Source organism: Aquirufa nivalisilvae, from assembly GCF_003143535.1.
In the GTDB taxonomy this organism is placed as follows: Bacteria; Bacteroidota; Bacteroidia; order Cytophagales; family Spirosomataceae; genus Aquirufa; species Aquirufa nivalisilvae.
In genome coordinates, this window is the sequence record NZ_CP029346.1 from 2,845,293 (window position 1) to 2,859,768 (window position 14,476).

19 protein-coding genes are annotated in these 14,476 nt (G+C 38.4%); 5 read left to right on the forward strand and 14 right to left on the reverse strand.

Going from position 1 to position 14,476, the window contains the following annotated elements; genetic code table 11:
- Window positions 1-19: 19 nt before the first annotated feature.
- The 7 genes from rpsC to rplC are packed head-to-tail and all read right to left on the reverse strand — an operon-like array spanning window position 20 to window position 4,059.
- Window positions 20-847, reverse strand: a complete 828-nt coding sequence (gene rpsC / locus HME7025_RS12165; protein ID WP_109324414.1) for a 30S ribosomal protein S3 — start codon at window positions 845-847, stop codon at window positions 20-22.
- Between the two features lie 23 nt (window positions 848-870).
- On the reverse strand, window positions 871-1,248 hold the full coding sequence (gene rplV, locus HME7025_RS12170; protein WP_109324427.1) for a 50S ribosomal protein L22: 378 nt from the start codon (window positions 1,246-1,248) through the stop codon (window positions 871-873).
- A gap of 39 nt (window positions 1,249-1,287) precedes the next feature.
- Window positions 1,288-1,566: a 30S ribosomal protein S19 gene (gene rpsS, locus HME7025_RS12175; protein ID WP_109324428.1), complete on the reverse strand. Its 279-nt coding sequence runs from the start codon at window positions 1,564-1,566 to the stop codon at window positions 1,288-1,290.
- A 3-nt stretch (window positions 1,567-1,569) separates the two neighbouring features.
- Window positions 1,570-2,397 carry a 50S ribosomal protein L2 gene (gene rplB, locus HME7025_RS12180; protein ID WP_109324429.1) on the reverse strand — a complete coding sequence of 276 codons (828 nt, stop codon included), beginning with the start codon at window positions 2,395-2,397 and terminating at the stop codon, window positions 1,570-1,572.
- A 47-nt stretch (window positions 2,398-2,444) separates the two neighbouring features.
- Window positions 2,445-2,732, reverse strand: coding sequence for a 50S ribosomal protein L23 (gene rplW, locus HME7025_RS12185; RefSeq protein WP_109324430.1), 288 nt, complete (start codon window positions 2,730-2,732; stop codon window positions 2,445-2,447).
- Between the two features lie 37 nt (window positions 2,733-2,769).
- Window positions 2,770-3,399: a 50S ribosomal protein L4 gene (gene rplD, locus HME7025_RS12190; RefSeq protein ID WP_109324431.1), complete on the reverse strand. Its 630-nt coding sequence runs from the start codon at window positions 3,397-3,399 to the stop codon at window positions 2,770-2,772.
- Window positions 3,400-3,441: 42 nt separating this feature from the next.
- Window positions 3,442-4,059 (reverse strand): 50S ribosomal protein L3, encoded by a 618-nt coding sequence (gene rplC, locus HME7025_RS12195; protein WP_109324432.1) that lies wholly within the window; start codon window positions 4,057-4,059, stop codon window positions 3,442-3,444.
- 529 nt (window positions 4,060-4,588) lie between these two features.
- Between rplC and fbaA the strand changes: the two genes are divergently transcribed.
- The gene (fbaA, locus tag HME7025_RS12200) at window positions 4,589-5,671 is read left to right on the forward strand and encodes a class II fructose-bisphosphate aldolase (protein WP_109324434.1); all 1,083 of its coding nucleotides are present in this window, start codon (window positions 4,589-4,591) and stop codon (window positions 5,669-5,671) included.
- Between the two features lie 215 nt (window positions 5,672-5,886).
- On the opposite strand, the gene HME7025_RS13520 is transcribed toward fbaA, so the two are convergent.
- The gene (locus HME7025_RS13520; RefSeq protein WP_226998227.1) at window positions 5,887-6,195 is read right to left on the reverse strand and encodes a hypothetical protein; all 309 of its coding nucleotides are present in this window, start codon (window positions 6,193-6,195) and stop codon (window positions 5,887-5,889) included.
- Window positions 6,196-6,487: 292 nt separating this feature from the next.
- Between HME7025_RS13520 and HME7025_RS13385 the strand changes: the two genes are divergently transcribed.
- Entirely contained in the window at window positions 6,488-6,634 is a 147-nt protein-coding gene (locus tag HME7025_RS13385) for a hypothetical protein (protein ID WP_154401973.1), read from the forward strand.
- A 135-nt stretch (window positions 6,635-6,769) separates the two neighbouring features.
- On the opposite strand, the gene HME7025_RS12210 is transcribed toward HME7025_RS13385, so the two are convergent.
- The 6 genes from HME7025_RS12210 to HME7025_RS12235 are packed head-to-tail and all read right to left on the reverse strand — an operon-like array spanning window position 6,770 to window position 11,653.
- Window positions 6,770-7,354: a precorrin-2 dehydrogenase/sirohydrochlorin ferrochelatase family protein gene (locus HME7025_RS12210; protein WP_109324436.1), complete on the reverse strand. Its 585-nt coding sequence runs from the start codon at window positions 7,352-7,354 to the stop codon at window positions 6,770-6,772.
- A 9-nt stretch (window positions 7,355-7,363) separates the two neighbouring features.
- On the reverse strand, window positions 7,364-8,425 hold the full coding sequence (gene rlmN / locus HME7025_RS12215) for a 23S rRNA (adenine(2503)-C(2))-methyltransferase RlmN (protein WP_109324437.1): 1,062 nt from the start codon (window positions 8,423-8,425) through the stop codon (window positions 7,364-7,366).
- Between the two features lies 1 nt (window position 8,426).
- A complete protein-coding gene (locus HME7025_RS12220) occupies window positions 8,427-8,879 on the reverse strand; it encodes a GatB/YqeY domain-containing protein (protein ID WP_109324438.1) in 453 nt (150 codons plus the stop codon).
- A gap of 4 nt (window positions 8,880-8,883) precedes the next feature.
- On the reverse strand, window positions 8,884-10,416 hold the full coding sequence (locus HME7025_RS12225; RefSeq protein WP_226998228.1) for a GH3 auxin-responsive promoter family protein: 1,533 nt from the start codon (window positions 10,414-10,416) through the stop codon (window positions 8,884-8,886).
- Complete coding sequence (locus HME7025_RS12230) at window positions 10,416-11,315, reverse strand: glycerophosphodiester phosphodiesterase family protein (protein ID WP_226998229.1); 900 nt, start codon at window positions 11,313-11,315, stop codon at window positions 10,416-10,418. Before HME7025_RS12230 ends, HME7025_RS12225 begins: the two co-directional genes overlap by 1 nt.
- Window positions 11,312-11,653 carry a DUF4296 domain-containing protein gene (locus HME7025_RS12235; RefSeq protein WP_109324439.1) on the reverse strand — a complete coding sequence of 114 codons (342 nt, stop codon included), beginning with the start codon at window positions 11,651-11,653 and terminating at the stop codon, window positions 11,312-11,314. Before HME7025_RS12235 ends, HME7025_RS12230 begins: the two co-directional genes overlap by 4 nt.
- Window positions 11,654-11,753: 100 nt before the next feature.
- Between HME7025_RS12235 and HME7025_RS12240 the strand changes: the two genes are divergently transcribed.
- From HME7025_RS12240 to HME7025_RS12250, 3 genes are read left to right on the forward strand one after another with little or no spacing between them, the layout of a single operon-like run.
- Complete coding sequence (locus tag HME7025_RS12240; protein ID WP_193495335.1) at window positions 11,754-12,626, forward strand: DUF58 domain-containing protein; 873 nt, start codon at window positions 11,754-11,756, stop codon at window positions 12,624-12,626.
- Entirely contained in the window at window positions 12,626-13,486 is an 861-nt protein-coding gene (locus HME7025_RS12245; protein ID WP_109324440.1) for a hypothetical protein, read from the forward strand. Before HME7025_RS12240 ends, HME7025_RS12245 begins: the two co-directional genes overlap by 1 nt.
- Window positions 13,483-14,475 carry a VWA domain-containing protein gene (locus tag HME7025_RS12250; protein ID WP_109324443.1) on the forward strand — a complete coding sequence of 331 codons (993 nt, stop codon included), beginning with the start codon at window positions 13,483-13,485 and terminating at the stop codon, window positions 14,473-14,475. The genes HME7025_RS12245 and HME7025_RS12250 overlap by 4 nt, the downstream gene beginning before the upstream one ends.
- Window position 14,476 lies beyond the last annotated feature (1 nt).

The window sequence follows — 14,476 nt, forward strand, 5'->3', positions numbered from 1 at the left end:
ACAAAATTATTATGGATGCTTAGCGCTTTCCTCCACGGCCACGGTTTGCACCACCAGCACCTGGTTTATTGCGATCACCACCTTGATCTGCTCCTTCTGGACGACGAGAACGTCCTCCTCCGCGACGGTCATCGTCACGACCACGTGGGCCACGATCACCAGGACGAGAATCTGCCGAAGTAGATTGCAAGCCCATATTTGCGTTTGGAGATAAATCACGCTTTCCAAAAACCTCTCCACGGAATACCCATACTTTGATACCGATTTTACCGTAAACAGTTAATGCTTCAGAGATAGCATAATCCACATCTGCACGCAATGTGTGCAATGGGATACGTCCCTCCTTGTATCCTTCAGAACGTGCCATTTCAGCACCTCCTAAACGACCAGATAATTTCAATTTAATACCCTGAGCTCCTACACGCATCGCTGAAGCAATTGCTTGTTTCATCGCACGACGGAAAGAGATACGAGCTTGTAATTGTTGAGCAATTGCTTCACCAATTAATTTAGCATCGATTTCTGGGCGTTTAATTTCAAAAATGTTGATTTGAACGTCTTTTCCAGTGATCTTTTTCAACTCCTCTTTTACCTTATCTACCTCGGCACCTTGCTTACCAATCACGACACCAGCACGAGCTGTATTGATCGTCAATGTGATACGCTTTAAAGTACGTTCAATAATAACTTTAGAGATAGATCCCTTTGGAATACGAGCAGCCACATACTTTCTGATCTTCTCGTCCTCAACCAATTTATCCGCGAAAGTCTTACCACCGTACCAGTTAGAATCCCAACCTCTTACGATACCTAATCTTAATCCAACGGGGTTAATTTTTTGTCCCATTTCTTGTTATATCTAATAGTTAATTATTCAGCTGAATTTGTTTCCTCTAAAGCAGGTGCTGCCGAAGAAGCCACTACTAAAGTGATGTGATTGGATCTTTTCAAAATCCGGTGACCTCTTCCCTGAGGAGCAGGACGTAAACGCTTGATAGATGAACCTCCATCTACGAAGATAGTCTTGATGTATAAATCAGCTTCTTCGATTTTAGCGTCCTCATGTTTGTTCTGCCAGTTAGAGACTGCTGATAACAACAATTTTTCAATTGCTTTAGCACCCACTTTAGGCTCAAACTTTAAAATACCTAAAGCCTTAGATACTTTTTGTCCGCGTACCATATCCGCTACCAAACGCATCTTTTGAGGCGAAGTAGGAACATTTCTTAATTTAGCAATAGCTTCCATTTTTCAATTTCTGATTATAAGACCCTTAGGTCAATATCTTTACTTTTTACCTTTGTCTTTTTTCGCTATGTGACCACGGAAGTTACGGGTCGGCGAGAACTCACCCAATTTGTGACCTACCATGTTTTCAGTTACATAAACTGGAATAAATTTATTCCCGTTGTGAACCGCAAACGTGTGGCCTACGAAATCTGGAGAAATCATTGAACGTCTTGACCATGTTTTGATCACCGACTTTTTGCCGGATTCGTTCATCACCTGTACCTTGTTGTCAAGGCGGTAATCAATGTAAGGACCTTTTTTTAGTGAACGTGCCATCTACTATTTTTTTCTTCTACTGATGATAAGACGATTAGTGTGTTTCTTTGGATTACGAGTTTTCTTACCCTTAGCCAATAAACCGGTACGAGAACGTGGGTGACCTCCTGAAGCGCGGCCCTCACCACCACCCATCGGGTGATCTACTGGGTTCATCACCACACCACGAACACGTGGACGGCGACCTAACCAACGATGACGACCTGCTTTACCCAAGTTAACGTTCATGTGATCTGCATTCGATACAGTACCGATTGTTGCTAAGCAACGAGCCAATACCATACGCATCTCTCCTGAAGGTAACTTAAGCGTGGCGTATTTACCATCACGTGCTAATAACTGAGCGTAAGTACCTGCCGAACGAGCCATTTCAGCTCCACGACCTGGTTGCAACTCAATTGCGTGTACCAAAGTACCCAATGGGATGTTTGCCAAAGGCAATGTATTTCCAATCTCGGGAGCCACTGACTCACCAGAGATAACTGTTTGACCTACTTGAATTCCTTGCGGAGCCAAGATATAAGCCTTTTCTCCATCTGTATACTCGACAAGAGCAATACGTGAAGTACGGTTTGGATCGTATTCTACCGTCAAAACAGTAGCCGATACATCAAATTTAGAGCGAGTAAAATCAATCACACGGTAACGACGCTTGTGACCACCTCCGATGTAACGCATCGAACGACGACCATCTGCATTTCTACCACCTGTGCGCTTGATAGGCTCCAAAAGGGGCTTATACGGCTTGTCCGTAGTAATCTCCTCAAACGTTGGCGCAATGCGCTGACGTTGGCCTGGAGTTGTTGGTTTTAATTTTTTAATAGCTGCCATTTATTTTAGTTCAAATTATCGGGATGAACCCCCTTAATACATTCTAATTAAATTCCTTGGTAGAAGTCAATTACTTCACCAGTTCCTACTGTAACGATTGCCTTCTTAATCGTAGAAGTACGTCCAGAAGTAATCTTAGTACGAGTGCTCTTGGATTTTTTCTTTCCAATTTGACGCATGGTTTTTACATCCAATACCTCTACTCCGTACATTTTTTTAACCTCCTTGGCAATCTCAATCTTGTTTGCAGTCAATTCAACCACAAATACATACTTGCCTTTTTCTTGCATGGCTTGCGACTTTTCAGTCAAGGCCGGACGTTTAATAATGCCCATGGTATATTTCGTTTATAACAGAACTAGGTTCTGAAAATTATTTACTAAAAGATGATTCAATTTTTTGGATCGCTGCTTCTGTGATCAATAATTTAGTAGCATTTACTAAATCATAAGTATTCACATCAGATGCTGTCGAAACTTTTGCCTTAGGAACATTACGTCCCGACAATACCACATTCTTGTCAACTTCTGGAGTAATCAATAATGTCTTTGTATTATCTAAAGAGAAAGCTTTCAACATAGTCAAATATGCTTTTGTTTTGGGAGTGTCAAATGCCACTGAATCCAAAATTGCGATATCTCCACTCTGTGCTTTCGCAGCTAGAGCTGACTGGCGAGCCAATGACTTCACCTTTTTGTTTAATTTGAAATGGTAATCACGTGGACGTGGACCGAAGATACGACCACCACCTTTCATCAAAGGAGATTTCATCGAACCAGCACGTGCACCACCTGTACCTTTTTGTTTTTTAATCTTACGCGTTGAACGTGAAACTTCTGCACGCTCTTTCGCCTTGTGTGTTCCTTGACGTTGGTTCGCCAAATATTGCTTCACATCCAAGTAAACCACATGCTCGTTTGGAACAATGCCAAAGATCTCGTCAGAAAGGGTTACTTTCTTTCCGGTATCTTTACCTGCTATGTTATATACTGCTAATTCCATAATCAGAATGTCTATTGTTAAAGGCTCGCGCCTTTATGGGTTTTAATTTTCAATAATTACGTATGAGTTCTTCGCTCCAGGAATTGATCCTGATACCACCAAAAGGTTTTTGTCTGGATAAATTCTCAAAACCTCTAAGTTTTGAACCTTAACACGATTTCCTCCTGTGCGTCCAGCCATACGTAAGCCTTTGAATACACGTGATGGGAATGAACAAGCTCCAATAGAACCTGGGTGACGACCACGATTATGCTGACCGTGAGTTTGACCACCCACACCACCAAATCCGTGACGTTTAACAACACCTTGAAAACCTTTACCTTTAGAAGTTCCAACCGCATCAATGAAGGTTCCAACTTCTAACATTTCTACTGTTAATACATCTCCTAAGTTCAACGGTTGCTCGAACGTGCGAAACTCTACCAATTTTTTCTTTGGAGTTGTGTTAGCTTTCTTAAAGTGACCCAACAAAGATTTTGTTGTGTGCTTCTCTTTCTTTTCACCGAAACCGATTTGAACAGCGTTGTAGCCTTCGTTCTCAACAGTTTTCACTTGCGTAACAACACAAGGGCCGGCCTCAATCAGCGTACATGCAACGGATCTACCGTCTTCCATGTATAGGCTGGTCATTCCGATTTTTTTACCAATAATTCCAGACATATAATATTTTGTTTAAAAATTATGCTCACAAGGCTAACTATGGCTTGTTGTGAGACTTTTATTCATAAATCATTGCGAACAATGACGAAGAATCAATAAAAATGCAGATTGGCGTAAAGCGACAAGATGGAGGCGCTGTGGATAACAGCGAAAAACACCTTGTGTAGCTTAATATTCAATCAATGGGTTGGGCATTCAACATTCATTAATCAATACCAGTTCTAACACAAAAATCGAGCTTACCTCAATTTAAACCATTTCGACCCGCATTTTTGGTGTTTTAAATAAATTCGAGAAGTTCTGCCAACCTCTTTCTGAATAAAAAACTGCGTTTGTCGAACGGGAGTGCAAAGGTAGGAAAAATATTAACACATCCAATAGCCCAATTAAAAATATTTTTTAGCTAATCCTCTGAGTCTGTGTATTATTCGGAATTAAGCCTTAGAATTTGTGCATTTTTACTAAATTTGTGCCCTACTCACCTGTTAATCAGGTAGTTTTTATTTATTTCCCAAGAAAAAAAATCATTATGTCAAGTTTAACCAACCAAAAAGGTGTTTTGCACGGAGATGCCGTTCAGGAATTATTTGAAATTGCTAAAAAACATCAATTTGCATTACCTGCGGTAAACGTTACTGGTACTGACACTGTTAATGGCGTATTAGAAGCTGCAAAAGCGGTTAATTCTCCTGTTATCATTCAATTCTCGAATGGCGGTGCTCAATTTTATGCTGGAAAGTCTCTTCCTAATGGAAACCAAGAAGCATCCATCGCTGGAGCAATCTCTGGTGCTTATCACGTACACCAACTAGCTAAAGTATATGGTGTGCAAGTAATTCTTCATACTGACCACTGTGCTAAAAAATTACTTCCTTGGTTAGACGGCCTTTTGGACGCTGGTGAAAAATTCTATGCTGAAACAGGACAACCATTATTCTCTTCTCACATGATTGACTTGTCGGAAGAACCTTTAGAAGAAAACTTAGAAATCTGCGCGAAATACTTAACTCGTATGGCGAAGATTGGAATGACACTTGAAATTGAATTAGGAGTAACAGGTGGTGAAGAAGATGGAGTTGATAATTCAGATGTAGATTCTTCTAAATTATATACTCAGCCAGAAGAAGTAGCTTATGCTTATGAAGTATTAAATGCTATTTCTCACCGTTTCACGATTGCAGCTGCATTTGGTAACGTTCACGGTGTATACAAGCCAGGTAACGTGAAGTTACAACCTGTTATCTTGAAAAACTCTCAGGACTTCATTCGCAATAAATATGCATTAGCTGCAGAAAAACCTATCAACTTCGTTTTCCACGGTGGTTCAGGTTCTTCCCGCGAAGAAATTCGTGAAGCTATTTCATACGGTGCTATCAAAATGAACATTGATACCGATTTACAATGGGCTTTTTGGGAAGGTATTCTTAATTTCTACAAAGAGAAAGAAGCTTATTTGCAAGGTCAAATCGGTAACCCATCGGGTGATGATGCTCCTAACAAGAAGTTTTATGACCCACGCGTTTGGTTACGTAAAGGTGAAGATACCTTTGTTGCTCGTTTAAAATCTGCATTTGAAGATTTAAATGCCAACAATGCAAATCAGTACCTATAATATAAGGTAACACATTTTAAAGAAGGGGGCTCAAATGGGTCCCCTTTTTTTATTGGATTTAATTCTTCGAGGTGTGGATGATGGGAAAATGCAGGTGGGGTCTTAGTTTTGGGATTGGTATTGGTATTGGTATTGGTATAAAGATTTGACAACTTTTAAAAAGTTGTCAAATCTAATGGTCAAATCTAATAGGCAAATGTTAAAAAAAATCCGTACTACTCATCAATCAAAGAAAGAATATCAGTTTCCTTAAATTCTTGGACATGAAAATCAATAAACTGTTTTTTCCCTCCAAACCATTCCAAAACAAATTCTTTATCTACAAAACTCCTCTTGAATTGTAATATTTTCCCATATGAGGTCCACTCCCAATTCCGGAAATCTGCTATTAGGCCATGCTTCTGAGGATTCAGGTGAATATATGCTATTAAAGTAGATAGATCCTCTACTTTGGCTACTAATGCCCTTTTGAAGGGAGTTTGAAATAAGGTACCAATCCGACCATGCTGTTTATTAAATGCCATGGTATATGATTGAAAAAACTTTTTTAGCCTCCCAGTAATAAGCTCATGTACTGGTTTTCCATCCAAATCACTTTCACTAAAATGATTTACTTGAACTAAAAAATGAAAATGATTATCATTTAGACTAAAAGCGATCACATTTACATAACCCTCCAGATATTTTGTCCATTGTCTTAAAAAATAAGAATAGTTTGATCTTGATTTGAAAATTGATTTCCTATCAACTCCTCTATTATAAAGGTGATAATATTCTCCAGAATAAAATTGTGTGTAATAATGCTCTACGTAGGCCATGAGTGGGAAAATTAAAAACGAACCTACCCAATATCCATTACTTAAAGTTGCCTATGCATCAGATTATCAACATGTTGATAAAATTGTTCAAACAAGAAAATTGAAAGATTTTGATACTACATTTGGAAAAGAAATTCCTATATAAGATTGTCTCATGAGTGCTTAGATTTGACAACTTTTAAAAAGTTGTCAAATCTTTAAATCCCACAAAACTCGGATAAACACAATAACCCCATTGAAATCATTGATATTCGTACAAATCAAAGATTAATACCCCCAATTATTTCTTAAAAATCAACCCTTTTGTTAATTCATTCAATGCCTTAATCTTGGAGTCAAAATCTCCCTTAAGTTCTTTGCGTAATACCTCCAATGAATCTAAGGAGGTCTGAATATCGTCCGGAATAACTTCCTCTAAAAATGCTCGAATCCGTTTAGCTAACGTAGGCGACTTGCCATTGGTAGAAATAGCAATTTTCAAATCCCCCTTTTGAACTATTGAACCCAAATAAAAATCACATAATGCAGGCGTATCTGCCACATTGCATAACAAATGTCTCTGCTTCGCTAATTCACTAATCTCAACATGCAAATCGTATCGATCAGTCGTACAAATCACCAAATCCCTCCCATCTAAATCCTGCACTTCAAATGCTCTATGTATCAATTCAACCTGAGAAAAATCCTTCAAATAAGCCAATAGCTCTTCTCTAAAAAATGGAGCTACCATACTTATCTTAGAAGCTGGAGCATTTCTTAACATTGCCGACACCTTTTCCAAGGCCACATTTCCTCCTCCAACTACCAAAACATTCAGTTGTTCCAATTTTAGAAAAACAGGAAATAACCTATTCTGCGCTTCCATCCAATAAAATTAAGCTGTTTTCTTCCCAGCTAATTGTCCACATGCAGCATCAATGTCCTTTCCTCTAGATCGACGAACATTGACAATCATCTTTTTACTTTCTAAAAATGCCGTGAACTTAGCTAAAGCATCTGCCTCTGCATTCACAAAAGTTGCCTGAGCAATCGGGTTGTACTCAATGATATTAATCTTACAAGGCAACTTTCTAGCAAACTCCCATAACTCCTTCGCATCCTCCACCGTGTCGTTAAACTTATTAAACATGATATACTCTAAAGTAATCTCATTTTCTGTCTTATCGTAAAAATACCGCAATGCCTCCGCTAATGCCACCAACGTATTGGTTTCATTAATCGGCATAATCTGATTCCTTTTGGTATCATTTGCAGCGTGCAACGAAAGTGCCAAATTAAATTTGACTTGATCATCTCCCAGCTTCTTAATCATTTTAGCAATTCCTGCCGTAGAAACAGTAATCCGCTTAGGAGACATCCCTAATCCGTCAGGTGAAGTAATCTCTTCTATCGATTTCAACACATTGGCATAATTCAACAAAGGTTCTCCCATGCCCATGTAAACAATGTTGGTCAAAGGTATCCCGTATTTTTCTTGTGCCTGATCACGAATCAACACGACCTGATCGTAAATTTCATACGACTCCAGATTTCGTTTTCGATCCATATATCCCGTAGCACAAAAACTACAAGTTAAAGAGCAACCCACTTGTGATGATACACAAGCAGTCATTCTTTCCCTTGTTGGAATTAATACTCCTTCTACCAAATGCCCATCATGCAATTTAAAACTAGACTTAATAGTCCGGTCTGTACTTACTTGCATATCAGCTGTTTGTACACATTGCAAAGAAAAATGCTGATTCAACCACTCCCTAGTCGTTTTCGGAATATTACCCATCGCATCAAAGCTGCGAGCTGATTTTTTCCAAATCCACTCATGAACTTGTTTAGCTCTAAACGCAGGATCTCCATGCTGAATCATCAATTGCTTCAACTCTTCAAAACTGAGCTTTCTAATGGCTCCCAATTCCTCTTTCTTGGCTATTTCCGACACTTTATTTCTTTAAAAGTTCTCCTACCTTCGTTGAAATGGCTTTCCCATCAGCTAATCCAGCCAATTGCTTACTTGCCACTCCCATTACTTTACCCATATCCGCTGGACTACTAGCACCCACTTGAACGATGATCGCTTGAATCTTTTCTGTCAATTCTGCTTCGCTCAACTGTTTTGGCAAAAACTCTTCAATGATACTCAATTCAGCTTGTTCTTTCTCCGCTAAATCAGGACGGTTCTGTGTCACATACACTTCCAATGAATCCTTACGTTGCTTAGCAGCTTTCATCAAAATCTTCATTTCTGTATCAGTTGACAATTCGCCAACATTGGATCCAGACGTTTCTTCTAATAAAATTAGCGACTTAATAGCACGCAATGCACGAAGTCTATCGGCATCTTTAGCACGCATGGCGTCTTTGATCCCGTTCTCAATGGTTACTTTTAATGACATGTTTTTATTCTTTAAAATGAGCTTTAACTCCCTCCAAAAATTCTCGATTATTACTCAATCGAGGGACTTTATGCTGCCCCCCTAACTTGCCTCTTTCTCGCATCCAAGCATAGAAAGTTCCTTGTGGAGCCTGATGAATAATGGGTGGACCTAATACCAGATCATAAGACCGCTTCGCATCATAATCTGAATTAATCTCGCGGAGGGTCTGATCTAATATCTCCACAAAGGTACGCATTTCTTTTGGTGCTTTTGAAAATTCTATAATCCATTCATGGCTACCTCGCTGACCTCCATTCATATAATTCGGCGCAGCTGTATATTCTTTAATGATGGAATTTGTCATCAAACAGGCCTTAGATATAGCCTTTTCTGCATTTTCCATAATGACTTCTTCTCCAAAAGCATTAATAAAATGCTTGGTTCTCCCTGAAATTTTAATTCTAAATGGGTCCAAAGATGTAAAACGAACTGTATCTCCAATTTTATATCGCCACAATCCCGCATTCGTACTAATCACCAAGGCGTAATTAACTCCCATTTCCACTTGACTTAAATCAACAATGGTATCTTGCTCCTCTCCCTCATCGTTGATTGGTATGAATTCATAAAAAATTCCATAATCAAGCATCAGTAACAATTCATCATTCAACGACAAATCATCTTGTATACCAAAAAAACCTTCAGAAGCATTATAAATTTCTAAAAAACCTACCCCTTGATCTTTAAACACTTGTTTTTGAAATAATTCTCGATAAGGCCCAAATGCTACTGCACCATGAATCATGAATTCAAAGTTCTCCCACACTTCTAAAATGGACTTCTTACCCGTGATTTCCAAGATTTTCTCAATCAAAACCAATGTCCAAGTAGGAACACCCAAAATACTCGTCACATTTTCCTTAGAAGTTTCCAAAGCCATGCGCTCAATCTTTTGATCCCAGTCATCCATCAAGGCTACTTCCAATGAAGGTGTCCGGATCATCTGAGCCCAAACAGGTAAATTCTTCATAATAACTGCCGAAACATCTCCTACAAGCACATTGGGATTAGTAGCACAATAAGATAAACTTCCTCCAATAGATAAGCCTTTGCCCTCAAAGACCCTTGTTTCTGGCCGATTATTAATTAATAAGGTAATCATGTCCTTTCCCCCCATCATGTGGCAAGATTCCAATGATTCCTTCGATACAGGGATAAACTTACTGCGGGCATTGGTAGTACCTGAAGACTTAGAAAACCAAGTAACTGGGCTATTCCAAAGGATTTGCTGTTCGCCCTGCATCACCCGATCGATGTAAGGAAAAATTTCCTCATAAGTAGAAATAGGCACCTGTGATTTGAATGTAGCATAATTACTAATTTGACCATAGCCAAATTGCTTCCCCCATTCGGTTTGTCGACCAGCCTGAACCAAATCTTTCAAACAAATTTCCTGTAAATCCAAAGGACGTGTGTAAATAGACTCAATCCGCGACATACGTCGTTTCATGAACCATAATAGTGTCTCATTGAATAAGGAAATGCCGTTCGCCATTAATGCACTGATTTTAAATAATGAGGAACTCGATTGGGATAATCTGTAATGACAGCATCCACACCCATATCAGACAACAACGAAATAATATTAGCTTCATTCGCCGTCCAGGGAACTACTTTCATCCCACTTTTATGGCTAAACTCCACGAAATCTTGAGTCACTGCTTGATAGTTAGGACTATAAATAGCAGGAGTAAATCCCAAATCTTTGATCGTGTTTTCAGGACTTTTTCTTGATACCAAAGCTGAAAGCATAACTTTTGGAGCTATTTTTCCATCATTCATTGCTTTATTCCAATATTTCAACACTTGAAAATCAAAACTTTGAAGTATAATAAATTCCGGCTTTACATGTTTCTTAATCACCTTCCAAACCATTTCGGAAAACTCTTCTACAGTTTTAGGCTGAGAAATCCCATATTCTGCCTCCACCGATTTTATTTCAATATTGTAATAAATAATCCGCTGATGCTTTTTTCTGAATGCTTCTCCTAAACTCAACACTTCTGACAGTAATGGCTTATGTGCTTCCATTTTAATTTGCTCCGGAAATGAAGCATTGCCTCTTTTCCCAGTATCAAACTTCTTTATTTCTCGATATGTCATCTGATACAGATTAAATATCTTCTCTTCTTCTTTTTCAACTGGCTTACCATCCGGCTTAGAACTATATAATGAATTCATATATGGTTCATGGGAGACCACGACTTTCCCATCGGCTGAAATGCACACATCCATCTCAAGCACTTGAACACCTGCTTCCAAAGCATGCTCAAAAGCAGGCAAGGTATTTTCAGGATACAAACCCCTAAAACCACGATGACCTTGAATAAACGGCATTTGTGCCATAGTTACGAAGTTTAACATCCCCAAAAAACATATTACTCCTATTTTCATCGGTGTGAAGTTTCAGGCTTTTTAAATCGCTTTTCCATGATTCCATTCACCTTATCATACAGACGTAAAAAGTCCTTAGGCTCCTGCACATAGCGATCAAAATTATTCGCAAATTGTAACGAATCAACTCCGTATTTCTTAAAAATACGCTTTTCTTGATAGTTATAGGCTAATATGGACGAGTCTATACTTCCAAAGTGCATATTGGAAACCTTGGATTCCTCGATGTGTATATCAACTAATATCTCCGCTAATTTATCCTCTTCAATGATTTTGGAAGACGATGATTCCCTGCATGCTAAGAATCCCAAACATAGGAGGAAATAAATTTTTCTCATGGTTCAAATTTCCCCTTAATTTAGAAAGCTTTTATGGCTTTTCATTCGACTTGCTCAAAAAATAGGTAATTTAGCACGATTCTAAGCCCCCATTCATTCCATGGATTCGGACATTCATTCCTTTCTATCACATGTTGTTCAATTGGAAATTCGCATCAGAAAAGCGATCAATACCCAAATGCATGGAAATTTTTCGTCCATTTTCAAAGGTTCAGGATTGGAATTTAGTGATCTCCGTCAATACCATTATGGAGATGACGTACGCCACATCGACTGGAATACCACTGCCAAAGGACATGGTACTTTTGTTAAATTATTCAAAGAAGAAAAAGAGCAAACCGTATTTTTTTTGTTAGACGTAAGTGCTTCCCAACAGGTAGGACGAAATTCCCAATCTAAGCTCAAAACGTTAAAAGAAGTTGCGGGTGTACTTTCCTTTTCGGCCATGCAAGAAGCTAGCCATTTAGGATTTTGTGGATTTTCAGACAAAAACGAGAAATTCATGCCTCCTGCCATGGGCAAAAAACATGCCTACCGAGTCATCTCTGAGCTTTTTAAAATGGAACCTGAAAATACTGGCACTGATTTAAAAGCCGCACTAGGATTTACTTTACAAGTATTAAAAAGGCGCAGTTTGATTTTTGTCTTGTCTGATTTCATTGATGAAAATTATCATGATCTACTGAGAGCCATGTCCCAAATGCATGATTTAGTTGTTATTCAATTAGTCGATAAACAAGAAATAAAACTACCTTCACTAGGCATAATTCCTATTTTCGACCCAGAAAGAAAAAGAACAACCTGGGTAAATACCAGTTCTAAATTCTTCAAAAACCTCCAAAGAGAACAAGGCTCACATAGGGCTGAGGAACTCAAAAAATTATGCAAACAATGGCAAGCGGATTACATTAGTATAAGGGCTGGAGAGGATTTTGTACCTACCCTAGTAAAATTGTTTACCATTAGAAAATAATGCAGCAAAAGCCCATTCAAATCAAAGGCCAATTTTTAGAGGATTCTGTCAAAATCGGACAGCAGATTCACTATAGCCTTTCTGTTAGGCATAGCAAAAACCAAGAGATTTTTTTCCCAGGCGTCAATCAAAATTACGGTGCATTTCAAGCTGTAGAAAGAACATACTTCCCTACAAGAACCGATGCCAGCGGAAGTATTGATTCTGCCGTGTATACCTTCAAACTATTTCAAATTGAAAATCAACACAGCCTTGCCATACCTGTTTACCTCATGCAAGAAGCTGATTGTACCAAGATATACCCAAACAAAGATCAAATATATCTAAAGCGATTAGTTCCACATCCTGAAAAAATCAATTTAGATTCTCTTTACCAACATGTACCTATAGCTCCATTGCAACCAAAAACAGACTTGAAAAATGTAGTCATTTGGGGGCTGGGTCTATTAGTTTTAACTGGGTTAATTTACTGGTTCTTAGGAAAAAGCCTGAAAAGATGGTTTAAATTGTATGTATTGTGGAGAAAAAATGCAGAATTCCGTCGTGTATATCAACGACTAATCCGTAACATAGAAAACAACCAATTGGGCTTGCAAAATTTAGAACGAGCCTTTTCCCTTTGGAAAAAATACTTAGAAAGCCTTACATTCAAACCTTTTACAACTTTCACCACCAAGGAAATGGTGGATACGTTAGAAAATAAACAATTAGCCAAAGCTCTTCATGAATTAGATTCGGCCATTTATGGAGGTAATTTTTCGGGCAAAACTACCGATTCAGTCAATATGCTCATGGAAATTGCCAATTCCATCTATCAAGAGGAAAGAAAATTCATTTCGCAGGAAAATAAAAAGTCATGAAATACCAGCTATATTTTTCCTGGCAACAATTTGTATCGCTCTTCTCCTATCATTGGGAACATGAAGCCTTTCTATTTCTTCTACCCTTACCTCTGATTATATTTTTAATCCGATATTTATTAAATAGAAAAAACCAAGCTCGAATTACGCTCTCATTTACTAAGCCCTTAGTTCAAAATCGCCTAATTCGACTCATCAGCTTCATCCCAGATATTGTTCAAATCTTGCTCTTAACCAGTATCATTTTGGCATTAGCAGGACCTTATAAAATCAATCCCAAAAGAAAAATTCAACCTGATGGTATCGACATGGCCTTGGCAATTGATATATCATCATCGATGCTAAATCGAGATGTAAGTCCTTCGCGATTAGTCATTGCCAAACAAGTTGCTACTTCCTTTGTCAAACAAAGAAAAAACGATTTTATATCCATTGTGGCATTTGCAGGAGCTCCGTATTTGGCCAGCCCAATCACGAATGATTCTACTTATTTACAACAGGCTTTATTGGGCTTAGATTCAAAATTAATTAAGGAAGAAGGTACCGCTTTAGGGGATGCCCTTGGAATGTGCATCAATCAAGTAAGAGATTCTCCCAACCCTAAAAAAATTAGCATCTTAATTAGTGATGGAAATAATACAGCAGGTAATCTAGACCCACTTACATCCACTGAACTGGCTAAAACCTTTGGTATCAAAGTCTACACGATTGCCGTAGGTAGCTTAAAACCTTCCATGGACCCTGTCGACGAAAGTACTTTACGGGTTATTGCCGAAAAAAGTAAAGGGAAGTTTTATCGAGCTACCGACCAAAAAAGCTTGAATGCCATCTTTGAAGAAATCAATCGAATGGAGTCCACCAAAGTGAAAGAAATCTATTGGGAAGAACATCAGGACCAAAGTAAATTTTTCTTTGATTTTGCTTTCATCCTTTTCTTTTTGGGTCTATTTCTGAAACTTAGTCCTATCAGTAATATTTTAGAAGATTAAT

Excerpts from the sequence above, each read along its gene's own strand:
- rpsC (WP_109324414.1), bottom strand. The coding sequence starts at position 847 with ATGGGACAAAAAATTAACCCCGTTGGATTAAGATTAGGTATCGTAAGA.
- rplV (WP_109324427.1), bottom strand. The coding sequence starts at position 1,248 with ATGGAAGCTATTGCTAAATTAAGAAATGTTCCTACTTCGCCTCAAAAG.
- rpsS (WP_109324428.1), bottom strand. The coding sequence starts at position 1,566 with ATGGCACGTTCACTAAAAAAAGGTCCTTACATTGATTACCGCCTTGAC.
- rplB (WP_109324429.1), bottom strand. The coding sequence starts at position 2,397 with ATGGCAGCTATTAAAAAATTAAAACCAACAACTCCAGGCCAACGTCAG.
- rplW (WP_109324430.1), bottom strand. The coding sequence starts at position 2,732 with ATGGGCATTATTAAACGTCCGGCCTTGACTGAAAAGTCGCAAGCCATG.
- rplD (WP_109324431.1), bottom strand. The coding sequence starts at position 3,399 with ATGGAATTAGCAGTATATAACATAGCAGGTAAAGATACCGGAAAGAAA.
- rplC (WP_109324432.1), bottom strand. The coding sequence starts at position 4,059 with ATGTCTGGAATTATTGGTAAAAAAATCGGAATGACCAGCCTATACATG.
- fbaA (WP_109324434.1), top strand. The coding sequence starts at position 4,589 with ATGTCAAGTTTAACCAACCAAAAAGGTGTTTTGCACGGAGATGCCGTT.
- HME7025_RS13520 (WP_226998227.1), bottom strand. The coding sequence starts at position 6,195 with ATGGCATTTAATAAACAGCATGGTCGGATTGGTACCTTATTTCAAACT.
- HME7025_RS13385 (WP_154401973.1), top strand. The coding sequence starts at position 6,488 with ATGAGTGGGAAAATTAAAAACGAACCTACCCAATATCCATTACTTAAA.
- HME7025_RS12210 (WP_109324436.1), bottom strand. The coding sequence starts at position 7,354 with ATGGAAGCGCAGAATAGGTTATTTCCTGTTTTTCTAAAATTGGAACAA.
- HME7025_RS12220 (WP_109324438.1), bottom strand. The coding sequence starts at position 8,879 with ATGTCATTAAAAGTAACCATTGAGAACGGGATCAAAGACGCCATGCGT.
- HME7025_RS12225 (WP_226998228.1), bottom strand. The coding sequence starts at position 10,416 with ATGGCGAACGGCATTTCCTTATTCAATGAGACACTATTATGGTTCATG.
- HME7025_RS12230 (WP_226998229.1), bottom strand. The coding sequence starts at position 11,315 with ATGAAAATAGGAGTAATATGTTTTTTGGGGATGTTAAACTTCGTAACT.
- HME7025_RS12235 (WP_109324439.1), bottom strand. The coding sequence starts at position 11,653 with ATGAGAAAAATTTATTTCCTCCTATGTTTGGGATTCTTAGCATGCAGG.
- HME7025_RS12240 (WP_193495335.1), top strand. The coding sequence starts at position 11,754 with ATGGATTCGGACATTCATTCCTTTCTATCACATGTTGTTCAATTGGAA.
- HME7025_RS12245 (WP_109324440.1), top strand. The coding sequence starts at position 12,626 with ATGCAGCAAAAGCCCATTCAAATCAAAGGCCAATTTTTAGAGGATTCT.
- HME7025_RS12250 (WP_109324443.1), top strand. The coding sequence starts at position 13,483 with ATGAAATACCAGCTATATTTTTCCTGGCAACAATTTGTATCGCTCTTC.